Origin of the sequence: Rhizobium indigoferae (assembly GCF_034554815.1) — a bacterium.
GTDB lineage: Bacteria > Pseudomonadota > Alphaproteobacteria > Rhizobiales > Rhizobiaceae > Rhizobium > Rhizobium leguminosarum.
The window spans coordinates 1,180,323-1,198,524 of the sequence record NZ_CP140637.1; the positions used below are offsets into that span (position 1 = coordinate 1,180,323).

At 60.8% G+C, this 18,202-nt stretch carries 16 protein-coding genes and 1 pseudogene; all 17 read right to left on the bottom strand.

The features are described 5' to 3' along the window. Positions 1-9 precede the first annotated feature (9 nt). The 17 genes and pseudogenes from U5G49_RS32270 to U5G49_RS32350 all read right to left on the bottom strand — a co-directional run bounded on the left by U5G49_RS32270 (position 10) and on the right by U5G49_RS32350 (position 18,119). The gene (locus tag U5G49_RS32270) at positions 10-1,347 is read right to left on the bottom strand and encodes an NAD(P)/FAD-dependent oxidoreductase (RefSeq protein ID WP_193443259.1); all 1,338 of its coding nucleotides are present in this window, start codon (positions 1,345-1,347) and stop codon (positions 10-12) included. Positions 1,348-1,496: 149 nt separating this feature from the next. Next, positions 1,497-3,122 (bottom strand): NAD-dependent malic enzyme, encoded by a 1,626-nt coding sequence (locus U5G49_RS32275; RefSeq protein ID WP_193443262.1) that lies wholly within the window; start codon positions 3,120-3,122, stop codon positions 1,497-1,499. Between the two features lie 170 nt (positions 3,123-3,292). Further along, the gene (gene fumC, locus U5G49_RS32280; RefSeq protein ID WP_193443264.1) at positions 3,293-4,741 is read right to left on the bottom strand and encodes a class II fumarate hydratase; all 1,449 of its coding nucleotides are present in this window, start codon (positions 4,739-4,741) and stop codon (positions 3,293-3,295) included. Between the two features lie 351 nt (positions 4,742-5,092). After that, positions 5,093-5,875: a succinate dehydrogenase iron-sulfur subunit gene (locus U5G49_RS32285; protein ID WP_193443266.1), complete on the bottom strand. Its 783-nt coding sequence runs from the start codon at positions 5,873-5,875 to the stop codon at positions 5,093-5,095. A 17-nt stretch (positions 5,876-5,892) separates the two neighbouring features. Beyond that, the gene (gene sdhA, locus U5G49_RS32290; RefSeq protein ID WP_193443269.1) at positions 5,893-7,734 is read right to left on the bottom strand and encodes a succinate dehydrogenase flavoprotein subunit; all 1,842 of its coding nucleotides are present in this window, start codon (positions 7,732-7,734) and stop codon (positions 5,893-5,895) included. Between the two features lie 7 nt (positions 7,735-7,741). Then, entirely contained in the window at positions 7,742-8,122 is a 381-nt protein-coding gene (gene sdhD, locus U5G49_RS32295; protein ID WP_193443271.1) for a succinate dehydrogenase, hydrophobic membrane anchor protein, read from the bottom strand. 11 nt (positions 8,123-8,133) lie between these two features. Then, positions 8,134-8,529 carry a succinate dehydrogenase, cytochrome b556 subunit gene (gene sdhC, locus U5G49_RS32300; protein ID WP_193443273.1) on the bottom strand — a complete coding sequence of 132 codons (396 nt, stop codon included), beginning with the start codon at positions 8,527-8,529 and terminating at the stop codon, positions 8,134-8,136. A gap of 227 nt (positions 8,530-8,756) precedes the next feature. Beyond that, positions 8,757-9,143, bottom strand: a pseudogene (locus tag U5G49_RS32305) (response regulator transcription factor); the annotation flags it as partial. Between the two features lie 68 nt (positions 9,144-9,211). Beyond that, positions 9,212-9,520: an FAD assembly factor SdhE gene (locus U5G49_RS32310; RefSeq protein WP_193446733.1), complete on the bottom strand. Its 309-nt coding sequence runs from the start codon at positions 9,518-9,520 to the stop codon at positions 9,212-9,214. Positions 9,521-9,623: 103 nt separating this feature from the next. Next, positions 9,624-10,970: a threonine/serine exporter family protein gene (locus tag U5G49_RS32315; RefSeq protein WP_376770341.1), complete on the bottom strand. Its 1,347-nt coding sequence runs from the start codon at positions 10,968-10,970 to the stop codon at positions 9,624-9,626. Further along, positions 10,967-11,524, bottom strand: coding sequence for an FUSC family protein (locus tag U5G49_RS32320; RefSeq protein WP_193446735.1), 558 nt, complete (start codon positions 11,522-11,524; stop codon positions 10,967-10,969). The genes U5G49_RS32315 and U5G49_RS32320 overlap by 4 nt, the downstream gene beginning before the upstream one ends. Positions 11,525-11,535: 11 nt before the next feature. Continuing rightward, positions 11,536-11,748, bottom strand: a complete 213-nt coding sequence (locus tag U5G49_RS32325) for a hypothetical protein (protein WP_193446736.1) — start codon at positions 11,746-11,748, stop codon at positions 11,536-11,538. Positions 11,749-12,248: 500 nt separating this feature from the next. Then, a complete protein-coding gene (locus tag U5G49_RS32330) occupies positions 12,249-12,827 on the bottom strand; it encodes a response regulator transcription factor (RefSeq protein ID WP_193446737.1) in 579 nt (192 codons plus the stop codon). Between the two features lie 58 nt (positions 12,828-12,885). After that, positions 12,886-14,046, bottom strand: coding sequence for an HlyD family secretion protein (locus U5G49_RS32335; protein WP_193446738.1), 1,161 nt, complete (start codon positions 14,044-14,046; stop codon positions 12,886-12,888). Positions 14,047-14,051: 5 nt separating this feature from the next. Continuing rightward, on the bottom strand, positions 14,052-14,255 hold the full coding sequence (locus U5G49_RS32340) for a DUF1656 domain-containing protein (protein WP_193446739.1): 204 nt from the start codon (positions 14,253-14,255) through the stop codon (positions 14,052-14,054). Then, positions 14,252-16,342, bottom strand: coding sequence for an FUSC family protein (locus tag U5G49_RS32345; RefSeq protein WP_193446740.1), 2,091 nt, complete (start codon positions 16,340-16,342; stop codon positions 14,252-14,254). Before U5G49_RS32345 ends, U5G49_RS32340 begins: the two co-directional genes overlap by 4 nt. Positions 16,343-16,400: 58 nt before the next feature. Then, the gene (locus U5G49_RS32350) at positions 16,401-18,119 is read right to left on the bottom strand and encodes a thiamine pyrophosphate-dependent enzyme (RefSeq protein WP_193446743.1); all 1,719 of its coding nucleotides are present in this window, start codon (positions 18,117-18,119) and stop codon (positions 16,401-16,403) included. Positions 18,120-18,202: the final 83 nt, after the last annotated feature.

Here is an 18,202-nt window from a genome sequence, read left to right on the forward strand (position 1 = left end):
CAGGCCGCGCTAATCCGCTGTCCTCGGCGGCTCGGAAATCAGGCGCGACGTGCGTTGGCCGGTGAAGTACGACCAGAGCCATTGGAACTCGACCCGCAGTCGATTCTGCAGCTGGGGAAGCGAGGCCATGTGAATGAATGCCCATATCAGCCATGTCAGGAATCCACTCATTCGAAAACGACCGGCCTCGAGGATCGCAAAATTCCTGCCCACCACGGCCATGTTGCCCTTGTTGGAATATCGGAACGGACGCTTCGACTCCCGCCCATTAAGCCGGTTGCAGATCAGCCGTCCCACGTAACGTCCTTGCTGGATTGCTGCCTGGGCGACGCCAGGCACCGGCCGTCCGTTCTGCACGACGGATGCTGCATCTCCCACGAAGAAGACATCCGGCACACCCGGGACCTGCAGGCACGGACCAACAATGACGCGACCGGCCCGATCGGTGTCCGCGCCGAACATTTTCACGATCGGTGATGCAGCCACCCCAGCGGTCCAAAGGACGGTCGCGCTCGAGATTCTTTTGCCGCCGGCGACCACACCTTGCTCATCGACCTTTTCGACCTTGACGCCCGTCATAACCTTGACGCCAAGCTTTTCGAGGCGTGCCGTTGCCTTCCTCGATAAGGTCTCGGCGAAGGTCGGAAGCACTCGGTTGCTGCCTTCGAGTAGAATGATGGTGCTATCCGCCGGATCAATACGGCGGAAATTTTTGCGCAGCGTAACAGCAGCCATGTGCGCCATCGATGCCGCCAGTTCCACTCCGGTAGGACCAGCGCCGACCAACACGAAGGTCATCTGCCGGGCGCGCTCGCTTGCGTCATCGGTCGTTTCGGCGAGCTCAAAGGCGCAAAGTATTTTTGTTCGGATCGTCTCCGCATCATTAAGGTCCTTGAGAGCTGGCGCATACCGGGCAAACTCATCATGCCCGAAATAGCTTGGGCGCATGCCGGTAGCGATAATGAGATGGTCGAACGGGACCTTGCGAGTGCCGAGGCCAGGGCAGCTGGCATCGACCGTTCGTGAACTCAGGCTAACTCCGGTCACTTCCGCGAGCATCACGGTCAAATTTCTCTGCTTGACGGCGAGCTGCCGGATCGGCGCTGCGATTTCCGAGGGTGCAAGCACCGCAGTGGCCGCTTGATAGAGCAGCGGTTGAAATATGTGGTGATTGCGCCGGTCGATCAGCACGACCTCGGCATCGGCGCGTTCTAAAGCGCGCGCCGCGGCGATCCCTGCGAAACCGCCTCCAATAATCACGATACGCTTCTGCGCTTTCGTTTGCCCTGTTTGAACCGCGTCTGAGACGGCAAGGTTGTTCGACGGGTCTGCCAATTTGGCGTTCATGGGTCACCCTTTCGCAAGTGCTGTGACGGAGGCGGCCAATGATCGCACGCCCGTGGACTTAAAGTTGCAGACGCAACCAAGCAAAGCGTCGGCTTAACAGCCGATGCTCGCCCGCATCCAATGACCTCGACGGTCATCACAATCCTGCCTCAGGCCGAATATCTGGGGGTGTACAGGCGCGCCTGAATGAGCGCCGCAATGTCCTTGGGACGTTCGACACGCGCCAGGTTCCTATCGAAAATGCACTCGGCGATGCGGGTCGCGACATGGAGCGAGGTTGCGAAGATTCTGCTCTGCGGCGGATAAATAAGCCCGGTGGCGAGATCTTCCTCTGTCACCCGTTCGGCGACGGCCTTGGCCGCGACGATGAACATGTCGTCGGTTATCCGCTCGGCCTCGGTCGCGAACACAGCCATGCCCATGGGAGGGAAGATGTAGACGTTGTTGCCCTGGCCCGGCACGAAGGTCTTGCCATTCACCTCGACCGGGGAAAATGGGCTGCCACTGGCAAAGATCGCCCGGCCCCCGGACCAGCGATAGGCCTCCTCGGCGGTGCATTCGGACCGCGAGGTCGGGTTGGAATACGGGAAGATAATCGGCCGCTCGTTGATCTCGGACATGGCTTCGATCACCTGCTGATTAAACAGTTTCGGCATGGTGCTGACTCCGATGATCGCCGTCGGGCGGAGCGCTTTGACCGCCTCCACAAAACTTGTCACTGGCTCATGCTTGAGAGCAAAGGGCTTCTGGAACTCCGCAAGATCGGTGCGCGAAGTCACCAGCAGGCCGTTGACGTCGAACAAGGCAGTGCGGGCGCCTGCCTCGGCCATGCTCATGCCATCGAGCGTCATCGCCCGGCTAATCAGCCCGGCAATGCCGGTCGCCGCCGATCCGCCACCGAGAAACAGGAAACGCTGATCGGCAAGCCGCTGCCCGGAGATGCGCAAGGCGCCGTAGATGCCGGCCAAAGCGACCGCCGCCGTGCCCTGGATGTCGTCGTTGAAGGTGCAGACCTTATCGCGGTAATCGGCGAGGATCGGCACAGCGTTAAAGTTCGCGAAGTCTTCCCACTGGATGCAGCACTTCGGATAGAGCGCCTGAACGGCATCGACGAACTCATCGATGAAGGCCGTGTATGCCTCGCCGCGCACTCGTTCCTGGCGCAGGCCGAGATAAAGCGGGTCTTCAAGAAGTTCGTGATTGTTGGTCCCCACGTCGAGGGTCACCGGCAGGCAGTACTGCGGCGGCACGCCAGCGCAGGCGGTGTAAAGGGCAAGCTTGCCAATCGGAATGCCCATGCCCCCAACACCGAGATCGCCCAAGCCAAGGATGCGCTCACCGTCAGTGACGACGATGAACCGCACGCCCTTTTGCGGCCAGTTGGCAAGCAGTTCGCGCAGCCGCCCCCGTGCGCTGATCGGCAGGTACATGCCGCGCGGATTGCGGTAGATATGGTCGAATTTCTGGCAGCCTTCGCCCACTGTCGGCGTGTACACGATCGGCATGAAGCGGGCCGGATCCGACATCAGCAGGGCATAGAACAGCGTCTCGTTGCGAACCTGCAGGTCGGACAGCAGCAGGTAGCGTTGCAGGTCGCTGTCGAGCTCAGCGAGTTCGTTGTTCAGGCGCGACACCTGCAACTCGAGAGAAAGGGGCACAGGTGGCAGCAGGCCCTCGAGGCCAAATTCGCGGCGTTCGGAGGCGGTGAATGCGGTGCCCTTGTTCAACCGAGAGTCACGCAGCAGCTCATGGCCGGTGGGGATGTTAGTGGACATGTGGCTTTCCTTCCTGTTGTTGTTCAGCCCGATTGGTGGCGGATGGCTGCGGCAGTCCGAGGGTGCCATACCGGCCGGAGTAGGTCCTTCGGCATGGGCTCGCCGACCGCGACCAAAGCGACAGGGGAACTAGCAGCCTGGCACAATAAGTCCGCAGCCCATGATGGTCGTCAGGCGGAGGCGACATAGGGTGCCACCATCTTGGCCGGATCGACGACGCGATCGAACGTTTGCTCGTCAACGAAGCCGAGCTCGAGCGCGGCTTGTTTCAGTGTCAGATCGTGGTCAGCAGCGTGGTGAGCGATTTTCGAAGCCTTATCATAGCCGATGACCGGCGCGAGCGCGGTGACCAGCATCAACGAGCGCTCCACATATTCCGCAATCTTCTTCCGGTTGGGTTGCGTACCCTCGACCAGGAAGACGCGGAAGTTTGTGCATCCGTCTGTGAGAATGGTGATCGACTGCGCGATGTTGGCAATCATCAGGGGCTTGTAGACATTCATTTCAAGATAGCCGCCGGCTCCGCCGAAGCCGACGGCCACGTCGTTCGCCATGACCTGCACAGCGATCATCGTCAGCGCCTCGACCTGCGTCGGGTTGACCTTTCCGGGCATGATCGACGAACCCGGTTCGTTTTCCGGGATCAGCAGTTCTGCCAGACCGGCGCGCGGGCCACACGACAACAGCCGGATATCGTTGCCGATTTTGTAGAGCGAGACAGCAAGGGTGCGCAGTGTACCGGAGAGATGAACCAGTGCGTCATGGGCGCCTTGGACCGTGAACTTGTTCGGTGCGCTGACAAAAGGCAGATCGGTGAGCCTAGCAATTTCGGCCGCAACAGCTTCCGCAAATCCGGGTGCAGCGTTGATTCCAGTACCAACCGCGGTGCCACCGAGCGCAAGCCGATAGACACCCCTGAGCGCGTCCTCGATCCGCTCAATATCGTCGGAGAGCATGCCGGCATAGCCCGACCATTCCTGGCCGAGCGTCAGCGGTGTCGCGTCCTGCATGTGAGTCCGGCCGATCTTGACGATATCGGACCATTCTTCGGCCTTCGCCGCGATGGCGTCTCGAAGCGCGGTCACGGCCGGGATCAAGCGGATCGCGACTTCCGCGGCGGCGGCGATATTCATCGCCGACGGGAAGGTGTCGTTGGATGATTGAGACATGTTGACATGGTCGTTCGGATGGACCGGTGTCTTGCTGCCGAGTGGGGTGTTCATCAGTTGGCAACAGCGGTTGGAAATGACTTCGTTGACATTCATGTTGAACTGGGTGCCGCTGCCTGTCATCCAGACGTGGAGCGGGAACATGTCGTGGAGTTTCCCCTCCAGGATCTCTTCGCAGACACGCTTGATCAGCTCACAGACTTGAACGTCGAGGCGACCACCCTCGTAGTTCGCGGTGGCAGCGGCCAGCTTCAAGATCGCATAGGAAGTGATCATTTCCCGCGGGATCAGGTCGTGGCCTATGCTGAAATGCTCGAGCGAGCGTTGGGTCTGGGCGCCCCAAAGCTTGTCGGCGGGAACGTTGACTGAGCCAAGGCCATCGGCCTCGCTGCGAATGCTTGCACCGGTGGTAAGGTGCTCCACGTGCTGCTTGCTGCTGATGTTGTTCATGGCAGTCTCACTTCGTTGTATGACGCTGCGACTCAGTATGAGGCTTGCAAGGCCGGTTCTCGGATGCAGCCAGGCTGTGCTGACGCGACAAACCTCGCGTTGTGGGCGGCTGCATCCTTCAGCGGCGAGGAGGACCAAGGTGTGCCAAACGCAATGTAGGTCGCGATTCCCAGCAGACAGATGAAATACATCCCAACCGGGAAAGCGAAGCAGGGGGATTGAGACTTCTGGTCTTCATGGCGCTTCATTTGAATGATCCTTAGGCGACGGCGCGCGAGGAAAAAGCGTTCTGCACGGTCGGGCTCGCAAAAGCGGTCGGCGAGGATCGAATGTTAGCGATAAGGCGTTCGCTTATCCGACCCGGCGTTCGACCATCATCGTCTTGATTTCGGCGATCGCCTTGGCCGGGTTGAGGCCCTTCGGGCAGGTCTGCGCACAGTTCATGATCGTGTGGCAGCGGTAGAGGCGGAACGGATCTTCGAGATCGTCAAGGCGCTCGCCGGTCGCCTCGTCTCTGGAGTCGATCAGCCAGCGATAGGCCTGCAGCAGGACGGCCGGGCCGAGATAGCGGTCGCCGTTCCACCAGTAGCTCGGACAGGAGGTCGAGCAGCAGGCGCATAGGATGCATTCATAGAGGCCGTCGAGCTTCTGCCGGTCCTCATGGCTCTGCTTCCATTCCTTGGCGGGTGTCGGCGATACCGTCTTCAGCCATGGCTCGATCGAGCGGTGCTGCGCGTAGAAATTCGTCAGGTCCGGCACGAGGTCCTTCACCACCGGCATATGCGGCAGCGGATAGACCTTCACCGTGCCCTTGATGTCATCCATGCCCTTGAGACAGGCAAGCGTGTTCGTGCCGTCGATGTTCATCGCGCAGGACCCGCAGATGCCCTCGCGACAGGAGCGACGCAGCGTCAGCGTCGGGTCGATCTTGTTCTTGATGTAGAGCAGGCCATCGAGCACCCTTGGTCCGCAGTCGTCGACATCGATGTAGAAGGTATCGATAGACGGGTTCTGGCCGTCATCCGGGCTCCAGCGGTAGACACGAAACTCGCGGGTGTTCTTCGCACCCGCCGGCTTCGGCCAGATCTTGCCTTCGCGCATCTGAGAATTCTTGGGGAGAGCGAGTTCAACCATAGTCAGTTCCTTTCAGATCAATACACGCGGGCCTTGGGCAGGAGCTTGTGCGGATCGATGCCTTCCGCGATCAGCTCGGTATGAACCGGGCGATAGTCGAGCTTCACGTCACCGGCGTCGTTGACCCAGGCGAGCGTGTGCTTGCGCCAGTTGACGTCGTCGCGGCCGCTGTAGGGACCGCCGGTGTAGTCCTCGCGGGCATGCCCACCACGGCTTTCCTTGCGGGCCTCGGCGCCGTAGACCGTGGCAATGGCGTTGGCCATCAGATTGTGCAGTTCAAGTGTCTCGACGAGGTCGGAATTCCACATCATCGAGCGGTCGGTGACCTTGATGTCGGCAAGCTCGCCCCAGATGGCGGAGATGCGCTTGCAGCCGGACTCCAGCGAATCCTGCGTGCGGAACACGGCCGCGTCTTCCTGCATGGCGCGCTGCATCTTCTCGCGCAGATGCGCCGTCGGCGTGCCGCCGCTGGCGTGGCGCAGACCATCGAAGCGGTCCATGATCTTGTCGCAGGCTGCGACATTGAGATGCGGCACCGGCGCTGCACGATCGATGACCTCGCCGGCGCGGATCGCCGCGGCGCGGCCGAAAACCACGAGGTCGATCAGCGAATTCGAACCGAGGCGGTTGGCGCCGTGCACCGAGGCGCAGCCGGCTTCACCCACAGCCATCAGGCCCGGCAAGACGCGTTCCGGATTGCCGCTGTCGGCGTTGAGCATCTCGCCCCAATAATTGGTGGGAATGCCGCCCATGTTGTAATGAACGGTCGGCAGAACCGGGATCGGCTCGCGTGTGACGTCGACGCCGGCAAAAATCTTGGCGCTCTCGGAGATGCCCGGCAGGCGCTCATGCAGCACGGCCGGATCGAGATGGTCGAGTTGCAGGAAGATGTGATCCTTGTTTTTGCCGACACCGCGGCCTTCACGGATTTCCAGAGTCATGCAGCGCGAAACGACGTCGCGCGACGCGAGGTCCTTGGCAGACGGCGCATAGCGCTCCATGAAGCGCTCGCCCTCGGAATTGACGAGGTAACCGCCTTCGCCGCGGGCGCCTTCAGTGATCAGACAGCCCGAACCATAGATGCCGGTCGGGTGGAACTGGACGAATTCCATATCCTGCAGCGGCAGGCCGGCACGCGCCACCATGCCGCCGCCGTCGCCGGTGCAGGTATGGGCAGAGGTTGCCGAGAAATAGGCGCGGCCGTAGCCGCCGGTTGCCAGCACCACCATCTTGGCGGCGAAGCGATGAATCGTGCCGTCATCGAGGCACCAGGCGACGACGCCGGTGCAGCGACTGCCGTCTTCCGACATGATCAGGTCGAGCGCGAAGTACTCGATGAAGAATTCGGCATTGTTGCGCAGCGACTGGCCATACAGAGTATGCAGGATGGCGTGGCCGGTACGGTCGGCAACGGCGCAGGTGCGCTGTACCGGCGGGCCTTCACCGAAATTCTGCATGTGGCCGCCGAACGGACGCTGGTAGATCTTGCCTTCCTCGTTGCGCGAGAAGGGCACGCCGTAGTGCTCCAGTTCATAGACCGCCTTCGGCGCTTCCATGACCATGTACTGCATGGCGTCGACGTCGCCGAGCCAGTCGGAACCCTTGACGGTGTCGTAGAGGTGCCATTGCCAGCTGTCAGGCGTCATGTTGCGCAGCGAGGCGGCGATGCCGCCCTGGGCCGCAACCGTATGCGAGCGGGTCGGGAATACCTTGGTGATGCAGGCCGTGCGGAAGCCCTGTTCGGCCATGCCGAGCGTGGCGCGCAGGCCGGCGCCGCCGGCGCCGACGACGATCACGTCATAGGAATGGTCGACATATTTGTAGGCCTTGCCATTCTGGGCGGGCGAAGACGTTGCCATGATACGGTTATCCTACGATTGCAATTTTCAGAATGGCGAAGAGACAGAACCCTGCAACCAGGATCGCGAAGAAGGTGTTCAGGATCAGCAGGACAAGCTTGCCGAACTCGCCATGGACGTAGTCCTCGATGATGACCTGCATGCCGAGCTTCATGTGAATGACGCAGGCAATCACCATCAGGCCCATGATGACGGCGACGAATGGGTGCGACAGCGCCCGAACCACGTCGGCATAAGGCGCACCGGCATAGACGATCATGAAGATGGCGAAAAAGATGATGAGGGGCACGTTGGCAACGGCCGTCAGGCGCTGGCGCCAAAAGTGATCGGTGCCTTGCCTGGCGGAGCCGAGGCCGCGAACCTTGCCCAGAGGAGTGCGCATATCCATGAGAACAACCTTCAGAACCGAATGAGAAAGCCGATCACCCAGACCAGCACGGTGAGACAGAGTGAACCGATGATCGAAGCCCTGGCCATCTTGGTCGAGACCGCCTTGTCGAAGCCGTAGCCAAGATCCCAAACGAAATGGCGGAAGCCGCCGAACAGGTGGTGCAGCAGAGCCCACGTGTAGCCGAGCAGCACAAGCTTGCCGATGATGCTGCCAAGCACCCAATTGACCAGGTCAAAATAAGCCTGACCGGTCGCCGCCGCGATCAGCCACCAGGCAACCAGCAGCGTGCCGAAATAGAGCGCGCCACCGGTGATGCGGTGAACGATCGACATGACCATCGTGGGGATAGGCTTATAAATTTGCAGATGCGGCGACAGGGGCCGGTTTCTTGTCACGTTCACCATCAGAACCTCGCGGGGTCTTCTGTTGTCACTCTGTTGAGGCAACGCAAACTCCCGAGAAACCAGTGCGCGCCATGAGCAGACAGTTTGGCGATTTGGGATGCCGCGATCTATTGCACGCAGGTGGCGCGGAATAGCATCATGGTTTTATTGGCCTAAGCTTTGGATTACACGTGAAGGACGGCAGATCGAATGCCAGGAGAGCCACCACTGTTCGAGCGGGTCTCGGCTCAGCCGTGTTGCGGCTCCCGGGGTACCAGTTGCAGCTTTTCGGCCATCTGGCCGAGCCCGAGAAGCGAATGGGCCTCCATCTTTTGCATCAGACGGCTGCGGTGCACCTTCACGGTGGCTTCGGCGATGCCCATATCGCCTGCAATCTGTTTGTTGAGCCGGCCGCGCACGACCTCGATCATGATCTCCCGCTCCCTGGGGCTCAGCGACGCGAAGCGCTGCCTGAGAGCGACCAGAGTTTCTTCATTCTTCAGCCGGGCACGATCGCGAGAGAGGCCGAGCTGAATAGCGTCCAGGAGCTCCTGATCACGGAACGGCTTCGTCAGGAACTCAATGGCACCGCCCTTCATCGCCTGCACCGACATGGGGATGTCACCATGGCCGGTATCTTTCGATAGCACGCATCGGAACGCGGCGCTTTTCCTTACTGGTTGGGGAGCCGCGACAAGCATTTCTACCTTGGATCGATATCGGCCGGGTATTCGAAATCTGGCTTGAAGGCGGCAAGGCGCTCAAACATGGGCGTTTGAAAACGCACCGGTGCCGGCCAGGTTCCCATGATCCACCGTAGAAGATCGTTGTCCTCCTCGCCCATGATGGTTTCCAATGCGTCAAGTTCCGCGTCGGAAAGCGAGGCTATTTCAGATTCGGCGAACTGACCGAAGACGAGATCCATCTCGCGTAGCCCCCGATGCCAGCAGCGAAATAGTATCCGGCGCCGGCGCGGGTCGAGACCGGCACTCGAAAGTGTCACACCTGTCATGGCATTACCTCCTGTTGATGCTCCTCAATAGACCGCGAAGGCGGCGACGCTAGCAGGGATTGAATGCGTCGCATGATGGACAAGCGACAGCCTCGATATCTTTTCAATCCGCCCCCTGCATGAAGCCTGGCATCTTGTTCTCCACTTGAGTTGGTAATCGTCTCGAAGCCGGTGGCAGGAAACGACTGAGCAGCATGCGCGGCAGGATCAGGCCGAAGGTCATTGCCAGAATGATCAAGAAGGCTGTGGCCCCGTTGCTGACGATTCCTATCAGTAGGTCCACCGGCGCGCGCGACCCGATTGAAACCAGCTCGGACAGGTCACTGGCCGCATGAAAGAGGAAGAATCCCGGCATCATCGAGACGACGGCGGAGAAGCCGAGTGCAGCAAACGGCAGGTGCAAACGATCAGCGACAGGTGCAACGACAAGGCCAGCAAGTAGGCATGCGACGAACGCACCGGTAGCAACGTCCGCCCCTGCGAAGGAGATTGCCGCCCAGCGTGCACCATGCGCGAGCATGCCAACTGCAATGGGAAGCGGTAGAAGGCGCCAGGGTATCGAAAAAAACGTGCCGAATGCCGCGGCTGCACAGCCGGCTGCGGTCACATCTGCCGTAAATGGCACACCAGGAGATGATACTGCAGGTGGCAGGGCTGCGCCACAAGCCTCAAGGCCAACCAAAAGGCCGATGCTGATTGCAAGGATCAAAAGTCCCGCATAGGTTAGTCGAGGAAGGCCGATGGCGACACGGGCGCGTGCCATGTCGATTGCGCCATTGAGGATGTGCGGTCCCGGCACCAGTATCATGCAGGGGCAAAGCGCAGTGAGGGACGATGCCGCGCCCGAAAGTTGCAACCGATCGGCAGCGGCTGCGACGACGCCTGCGAGCAAGGCAGCGCTCAGCGGCTGAATGAAGGGATTCTCAGAAACCTTCGCCAACCAACGGCGGAACAGCGCACCAAGGCCGGCGCTAAAAGCCATCAGCAACAGGCTGACAGCTTCGGTCGCGCCGAAGATGACGCCGAGAGCCGCGGCACCCAGGGCCGCAAACAGCGCGAAACGCGGCGTGGAGGCCGGCGCATAATGGGATGCCGCCACTTCCACCGCGCAGCGCGCGTCCTCCGGTGGCAGTTTCCCTTCGCAGACCTGATCAATCACCCGCATGACGCCCAGGACTTTTCCCATGTCGACGCCGAGCGGCATCGCTCCTACCATTTCGGAATAGGGCATGCCCTCAACTTGGAGCGCGAGCTCACTCCAGGAGAGGTGCAGTGTCAGCGGCAGGCTGAGAGCGTGTCCAAGCCGTTCGACGGCAAGGACAACACGTTGGCTGGTCTGCCCGTTCTTGTAGAGAAGCTTGGCGGCGAGCGCGACGGTGTCCAGCGCCTCCGTCCGCGTCAGACGGGTTGATCGTGATGCTGATTCAACCGTGGCAGGCATGACGATCATCCTTCGATCCGGTGCGTTCCAACGCGGCTCTTGAGCCAGCGATGGGCGCGGCTGGTTTTCAGATGGCCGGGCATCGTGCGTATCACCGCATCGACTAGTGTTTCGGCGCCCCAGTGGAATACCCAGCCCACGAGCGCGCCGAGTATGACCTCGCTGCCACGATGCAGTGCTACGACGACGATCGGGACGGACGGACGGACCGCCAGCAGGACGATCGGACAGGTCCACATGGCAACCCGAAGTGCCGGGAACTCACGTGCAATCAGCGCGCAAATCGCAACCGAGACCGCCATCTGGAGTGCAACGGAGGCAGCCTGGCGCGCGGCGACCTCGCTCACAATGATGGTGACGACGATCCCGAGCAGCGTGCCAAAGATGCGCCCCTTGAGAGAAGAATGCGTTTCATGCAGTCGCTCCTGGGAAACGATGACCGCCGACATTGCCGCCCATACCGACTCGGTCAGCCCCAGCAACAACGCCAGTTCGTAAGCAGCTGTCGCGGCCGCGGAGCAGCGGGCGATGAAAACGAGCGTGCGGAAAATTCTTTGTTCCATGGCGTCATGCCTTATCGTTCGACTTTCGCGTGAGCGCCAACGGTTGGTGCGGAGAGATCGACAAGCCCGTCGGCGCGTCCATTGAGGGTTGCCTTCACCATGCGGAGCGAAATGCCTTTCGCTATTTCCGTCGTGACGGAGGGTTGGCTCGCGTAAGGTGCGGTGGCATCGGCGAGCGTGATCGAGAAGGGGATCAGGTAGGGATAGAAGGATACCGCGCTCACCGGGCGTGACGATCGGACCCTGCCTCTGAAGACCCTCTCGCCGTGTAAGCGCCCGTACTTGCCGCAAAACTTCGTGCTGCTACGAATGAGCGTGCAATCGGGGAGGTACGTCATCAAATCCGCCGTGCGTGGTAACGATGCATCCGTCGCCTTTCTTCCTGTCGCACTCGTCAGAGTCCGCGACCGACTGCGGACTATGGACGTGGGATGATGTCTCTACCGCCTCCTGCGGCGTCGGCCGAATGACGTGGAGTTTGACGATTTGGAATGCCGCGATCTATTGCACGCAGGTAGCGCGGAATAGCATCATGGTTTTATTGCCCTAAGCTTTGGATTACACGCGAAGGACGGCAGATCGAATGCCAGGAGAGCCACCCCTGTTCGTGCGGGCATCGGCTCAGCCGTGTTGCGGCTCCCGGTGTACCAGTTGCAGCTTTTCGTCCATCCGGCCGAGCGCGGACAGCCGTCCGAAAGGGCGCGCGACTAATCGGACGCAGCCTTCACAACAGCAGAGTGCGTTGGAGGATGCGCTGCAATGTCCTTCGATGCATGGACAATTGGCGAGCCGCACGCGCCACGTTGGCACCGCACGACATATAGATGGTCCGAATGTGCTCGTGGCGAATGCTGTCGGGTGCCGGGAAAGACGATCGGAATGTCGGCTGCCGCAGGTCCTTGTTCAAGAGAACGCCGATCAGAAAGTCGATATCGGTGGGCTTTGGAAGAACATCGCTGGCGCCAAGTTTGATCGCCTGAACAGCGTTGGCCAGGTTGCAGAAACGGCTATGGACCAAGGTGCGGCACCGCGGATAGCTATTCGCGATATCCCGTACAAGATCGATACCGTCTCCGTCATCAAAGACGAGTTCGACAATGGCGAAGGAAGCGGTCCTTTCACGTAGGTGGCGTCTCGCCGCATCGGCCTTATCGGAAAGGCATACGTCGAGGCCCTCCCCGATCAGGCGCTCGACCAGCGGCGAGGCTGGGCTCACTTCGGGGTCGGCGATCAGCACGGCGGTCCGTCTGGTGATGGCCGGGTATTTGCTCGAATGGATCAGATCAGCGGAAGTCATCAGCATTCTCCTTGGTTCGAGTTGGTTGAAGTCTGGAAGGATCGGACGACATCCAGACATGACATCACCGTTCGTCCAACGATTTCCCCGGCGATCGCCTCAATGCGTCGATTTGCACGGTGGCGGTCATGCCGGCAGCCAGGACAACGCCTGGCGGCACCACATCAATGCGCACCGCTACCGGGATGCGCTGCGCCAGGCGCACCCAGGTGAAGATGGGATTGACGGTCGCGACGCCTTGATTGTCGGGTTGTGCGTTCGCGACGTCGATTGCTCGGGCGATGCTGTCGACATGGCCGTGCACCATCTGGCTGTAACCCATCAGCTTGATTGCCGCCGGATCGCCAACGTGGATCGGAGCGAGGGTTGTTTCCTCGAAATATCCGTCGACCCAAAATGAATTGGCATCGACAACCGAGATGGTGTTCACTCCGGCATTGGCGTAGTCGCCAAGATGCGCCAGCAGGTTTGTCACGTAGCCGTCGGCTGGGGAAACAATACGCGTGCGCTCCAGATTCACCTGCGCTTGCTGGAGCTGCGCCTTGGCCTGCGCAAGCGTCCCTTCGACGCTCATGCGTTGCGCCTTCAGCGACTCGACTTGCCGCTGCACCAGATTGAGATTTGCCGATGCAGTCCGGACCGCAGCTTCCTGCTGATGCAGCTGGGACGTGAACTGCTGCTCATTCTGAACGGTGCTCGAGCCATCCTGTGCCAATATGCGATATCGTCCGGATTGCTGCTGCGCAAACACGAGGGCAGCCTGGGACTCGTCAAGCTGTGCTTGGCTGGCGCGGATCTGTGCCTGTTGAGCGTCGATCTGCGCATCGATACTCTGCACGTTGGCCTGCGCCGATTGCACCGATGCCTCCGCTTGGCTGACAGCAATCTTGTAGTCGGTTGGATCGATCACCATCAGCAGGTCGTCCTTGTGCACAAACTGGTTGTCTCGGACCGTCAACTGGACGATGCGTCCGGCGACCTCTGGAGCCATCGTGACGACATAGGCGCGGACGGTGGCGTCGCGTGTCCACGGCGCGCCCATATAGGCATCCCACATCGCCCGCCCAAGTATGACCGCCATCGCGACTGCGAGCGCAGTGAGCAACACCGGCAGGACGCGCGGTCGCCGCTTTGGCGTCGTGTGGGCAAGCATTTGGGGCGACCACGTTGCTTCGCTATCGGCATTCGCCATTTCGGGCTTCAATTCGGCCTTGGTTTCAGACATCGCGGTCACCACGCTACAGTTAAAACGATCAACGACAGAACGATCACATAGACCGCGAACACGAATAGCGCCGGATGCCATACGTGCTGAAGCAGTCCGAATCGGACGACCATCCGGCGTAGTGCGACCGTCACCACCCAAGCGCCGATCAGCATCAAAGACATCGGCGCGACATACACACCAAACAGATCGACCTCGACGAACCTCATCGCGGCACTCCCGCATCGAAAAGGGAAGCTGGTCTTGTCAGCGTTTCCGAAATGACAAGAATGTTGCCGCGCGCTCGCAGGGCGTCCTGCGTCCCCTGTGCGTCGGTGGACTCGGCGGCCAGGACCTCGTCGAGCCGAGACAGGTGGACAATCGCGCTCGCGCTATCACCCTCCTCAAGCGCCTCAAGCGCCGCGCCGAAGGTGGCGCCGCGGTCGAACCGCTGTGCGAAATGGCGCAAGTAAACAATCGCGCTGCCGACCGAGAGTGCCGTCAACAGTTGTGCACGCTCTAACGGCGCCCCCTCATTCGGCATCGCCGCGAGGCGTCCGATCACCCGGCTTTCCCAATCCCCTTGGGTGGCCCCCTTTGCCAGCCGCCGCAGATCGCGCAAGGTTAGCGCCAGCAGCCGATGTGCACGGAATACTGGCGACAAGGGCGGCAGGAGACGAAACGACAGCGCTGCGGCACCCATTCCAGCAACGATTGCCGAGGCGATGTTATAGAACAGCAGGGCATCGTAGGTCTCCGGGTTGGTCGGTTGGAGGATTGGCACGAAACCCATCGTCATCGCGGTGAGCAGCCCCACCTGCCAGGGTTGCCGGGCTGATTTTAACAGGGTGCCGAGAGGCACCAGACAAACACCCATGACGAGGCTGAAGGCCGCAAAGCCGTGTGTGGATAGTCCTGGCAACACCGCGAAGGAGACGATTGCGGTCAGCATCAGGTCGAGAATGCCGCCGATGACAAAAAGCACGGCGGCGCCGTAGGTCTCCTCGGATCGCGGTGCGAGCAGGAGGGTGACGATCGCGGCGAAGGTCATGGCCAGGCCACCGCCCGGCCAGCCTGTGACGATCCAGAACAGTGAGACAGCAACGATCGTAGCGAAAGTACGGCCGGCACTGACCAGAGCGGGTAGCCAATCGGGCACGTGGGGTCGATTCCTGCCCGGACGGAGAGCAGGTCTTGCGGGATCGGCAACAAGCAGGGCAAGCCCGTCGAGCGCGTGAGCAATGCCGGTGAATGCCTCGGCTGTTTTGTCGGCGAGCAATCTCAGCGAGGGCGTTCCGGCCGGCAGAGCGGTCAGTGGTGGTACTGCGGTCTGATAGATCCGATGCACAGCTGCAGGATGGGCCAGCCACCGCGCCGCCGCGCCGGGTTCCGGCGCAGATCGCAGCTCTTGTGGAAGATTTTTGAGAAGAGTGGTCGCTGCTTGGTGCGCCTCATTGACGGGTAGCTTCGCTAGGTGATTGGCGACCGCGTGCCAGCCGACCAGGGCAGAGAACAAGCCATCCACCGCTCGCTGCAACACCGGCGCGTAATACCGGATCTCCGAAGACTCCCCAACCGCCTGATCGATGATCGGGTCGAGCGCGACGACACGGCGGACGAGTTCACGCTGAACCTCTTGTAGGTCATCGAACTCCGTCCCCGCCGTCCCGCTCGCCAACGTCCCGCTCAGGCCGGCCGTGACGTCGCCTGCCAATTGCGCAATCAGTGTCGCCAGCCGGCGGCGAACGCCGCCGAAGTCGGTTCCAGCAAGAACGATGCCAGCACAGCCAATGCCCAGACAGATCTCCGTTGCGCGGGTGACGGCAAGCATGAAGGCTGCGGTCGCATCAACACCACCAACGGTGCCGAGCAAGTCGCCGGCGATAATCGCCGATGTGTAGCCAGCCAATGATGCGGCATACGACGCGAAGTTGCGCAAGAGGGTGGCTGCGAAAGCGCAAGCCCCTCCCCACGATGCCAAAGCGATGAGAAACGGCACGCGATCCTGCGGAAAGCAGGCAATCAAAACCACGCTCGCGACAGCACCGACGATGGTACCGAGCATTCGGAACCAGCCCTTGCGCAAAGAAGCGCCGAGTTGGGGCTGACACACAATCGCCGCCGAGGCTCCGGCCCAGAATGGGTTGCTGAGCTGGAGCCAGAATGCCGCGTAGAGTGCCAAAGACACTGAGGCCCAGAGCCGCAATCCGAAGAGCAGCGGCGGACCCGCAGCCCGGAGAACTCCCTCGAGCGGGCGCAACTGTGCGGACGTGCTCAACTGCAGGAGACGAAAACCACTGAGCACGGAGCCAGTCATCGGCGTATCCGCCTGTGTTCGGTAGCGAGCATCGGGAACGTGCCTCCAGCTCGGCTGATCACGGGATGTTCTCCACGATCATTTCCCAAACATCGTGCCCCTTGCCGTGCAGCATTGCTCTGGCGGAGTAGACAGCCATCCCGACCACCGCCTCTGGCGAAACGAACGGCGAAGGTGGCGTCACCAACTCCATCGGTTTCACTTTCACATGCAGGAGCGCAGGGCCGGGTTGGGAAAGCCAGGTTCGGACGGCGTCCTCCACTTCACCAGCCTTCGAGACCATGTGCCCCCAAAGGCCGACCGCCTTCGCAACCTCGCCGAAGTTCGGGTTCTTCAAATCCGTGTATAACGGCTCTAAGCCAGCCGCCTTCTGCTCGATATCGACAAACCCCAACTTGCCGTTGTCGTAGACGACGATCTTGACTGGCAGATTTTCCTGGACTGTCGTTAGTAGATCGCCAAGGAGCATGGCGAACCCACCATCACCAGCCAGGCAAATCACCTGTCGGTCAGGCTGGCACTTCTGCAGGCCGAGCGAGGACGCCATTCCACTGGCCATGGTGCCATGCAGCAAGCTGGCAAAGGTTCTGCGCTTGCCGCCGGTATCGATGTGGCGAAGCATCCAGACCGCCGCGGTGCCGTCATCGGCCGCAAACAACGCGTCATCGGCCGCGTACTTGTTGATAGTTTTGGTAAGGTAAGTGCCTGAGATGGCGGAGTCCGGACCCGACACGGTTTCAGCCTTTGCCGCTGCCACGTCCTTCCGATGACGCTCCACATAGGTTGCCAGAAACGCGTTGTCGTCGTGTTGCTCGAGGCGCGGCAGCAGAGTTTCCAAGGTCGTCTTGATATCGCCGACCGTCCCGATTGCCACCGGATGTCGCCGGCCGATATGCGTTGGGTCGGCATCGATCTGGATGATCGTCGCTCCATCCGGATAGAACTGGGTCCAGGCGAAATCGGCACCCAGCAAAAGCAGCGTGTCGCAGTTGCGAATGGCATGATAGCCAGCCGGCCCGCCGATGATGCCGGTCATCCCGACATTGTATGGATTGTCATATTCGAGGAAGTCCTTTCCGCGGGATGTGTGGGCCATTGGCGCCTTCAACCGCGCCGCCGTTGCGACCACCTCGTCGTGCGCGCCGGCACAACCCGCGCCCGCATAAATCGTAATCGCCCCGCTCTTGTTCAGAATGCTCGCGATTTCATCGAGGTCAGCATCACTCGGGCGAATGAGCGGGCGCCGCGCATGGACAGCATAGGCGGGTTCGTCATGCGAGGCGGCATTCGCGATGTCTGCTGGCACGACCAGCACGGCGACACCGCGTCTCGTCAAAGCTGCCTGGCAGGCCGCGACCGTCTTGCGGCGGGCCTGCTCCGGTGTAAGGATCATCTCGCAGTAGACGCTGCAGCCCTTGAACACGTCATCGAAATTGATCTCCTGGATCGATTCGAACCCTAAATCCTGGCGCTCAATCTGCGTTGCGATCATGATGATCGGCGCGCGGTTGCGATTGGCTTCATAGAGGCCGTTGATGAAGTGGAGACTGCCGGGTCCACAGGTACCTGCGCAGGCCGTGAGATGGCCAGTGAGCTGCGCTTCGGCCCCTGCTGCGAAGGCGCCAGCTTCTTCATGCCGCACATGGACCCAATCGATCTCACTTCGATCGATTGAGTGAGCGATCTGGTTTAGCGTGTCGCCGACCACTCCGTAACAGGTCTTCACACCGGCTGATTGCAGCGTTTCGATTATCAAATCGGCAACTCGTTTACTCATGGCAGTAGCTCCTGCATCGGGGTTGAATTCTCTTCTTCGCTCATGACTCGCGTCGTGTTTGGCATTGGAGCCGCTCAGCTGGG

Coding starts and splice junctions, on each gene's coding strand:
- U5G49_RS32340 (WP_193446739.1), bottom strand. CDS start 14,255: ATGAGGTTCGTCGAGGTCGATCTGTTTGGTGTGTATGTCGCGCCGATG.
- sdhD (WP_193443271.1), bottom strand. CDS start 8,122: ATGGATATGCGCACTCCTCTGGGCAAGGTTCGCGGCCTCGGCTCCGCC.
- U5G49_RS32335 (WP_193446738.1), bottom strand. CDS start 14,046: ATGTCTGAAACCAAGGCCGAATTGAAGCCCGAAATGGCGAATGCCGAT.
- U5G49_RS32320 (WP_193446735.1), bottom strand. CDS start 11,524: ATGGAACAAAGAATTTTCCGCACGCTCGTTTTCATCGCCCGCTGCTCC.
- U5G49_RS32345 (WP_193446740.1), bottom strand. CDS start 16,342: ATGACTGGCTCCGTGCTCAGTGGTTTTCGTCTCCTGCAGTTGAGCACG.
- U5G49_RS32285 (WP_193443266.1), bottom strand. CDS start 5,875: ATGGTTGAACTCGCTCTCCCCAAGAATTCTCAGATGCGCGAAGGCAAG.
- U5G49_RS32350 (WP_193446743.1), bottom strand. CDS start 18,119: ATGAGTAAACGAGTTGCCGATTTGATAATCGAAACGCTGCAATCAGCC.
- sdhA (WP_193443269.1), bottom strand. CDS start 7,734: ATGGCAACGTCTTCGCCCGCCCAGAATGGCAAGGCCTACAAATATGTC.
- fumC (WP_193443264.1), bottom strand. CDS start 4,741: ATGAACAACATCAGCAGCAAGCAGCACGTGGAGCACCTTACCACCGGT.
- U5G49_RS32270 (WP_193443259.1), bottom strand. CDS start 1,347: ATGAACGCCAAATTGGCAGACCCGTCGAACAACCTTGCCGTCTCAGAC.
- U5G49_RS32315 (WP_376770341.1), bottom strand. CDS start 10,970: ATGATCGTCATGCCTGCCACGGTTGAATCAGCATCACGATCAACCCGT.
- U5G49_RS32330 (WP_193446737.1), bottom strand. CDS start 12,827: ATGCTGATGACTTCCGCTGATCTGATCCATTCGAGCAAATACCCGGCC.
- U5G49_RS32310 (WP_193446733.1), bottom strand. CDS start 9,520: ATGACAGGTGTGACACTTTCGAGTGCCGGTCTCGACCCGCGCCGGCGC.
- U5G49_RS32275 (WP_193443262.1), bottom strand. CDS start 3,122: ATGTCCACTAACATCCCCACCGGCCATGAGCTGCTGCGTGACTCTCGG.
- sdhC (WP_193443273.1), bottom strand. CDS start 8,529: ATGGTGAACGTGACAAGAAACCGGCCCCTGTCGCCGCATCTGCAAATT.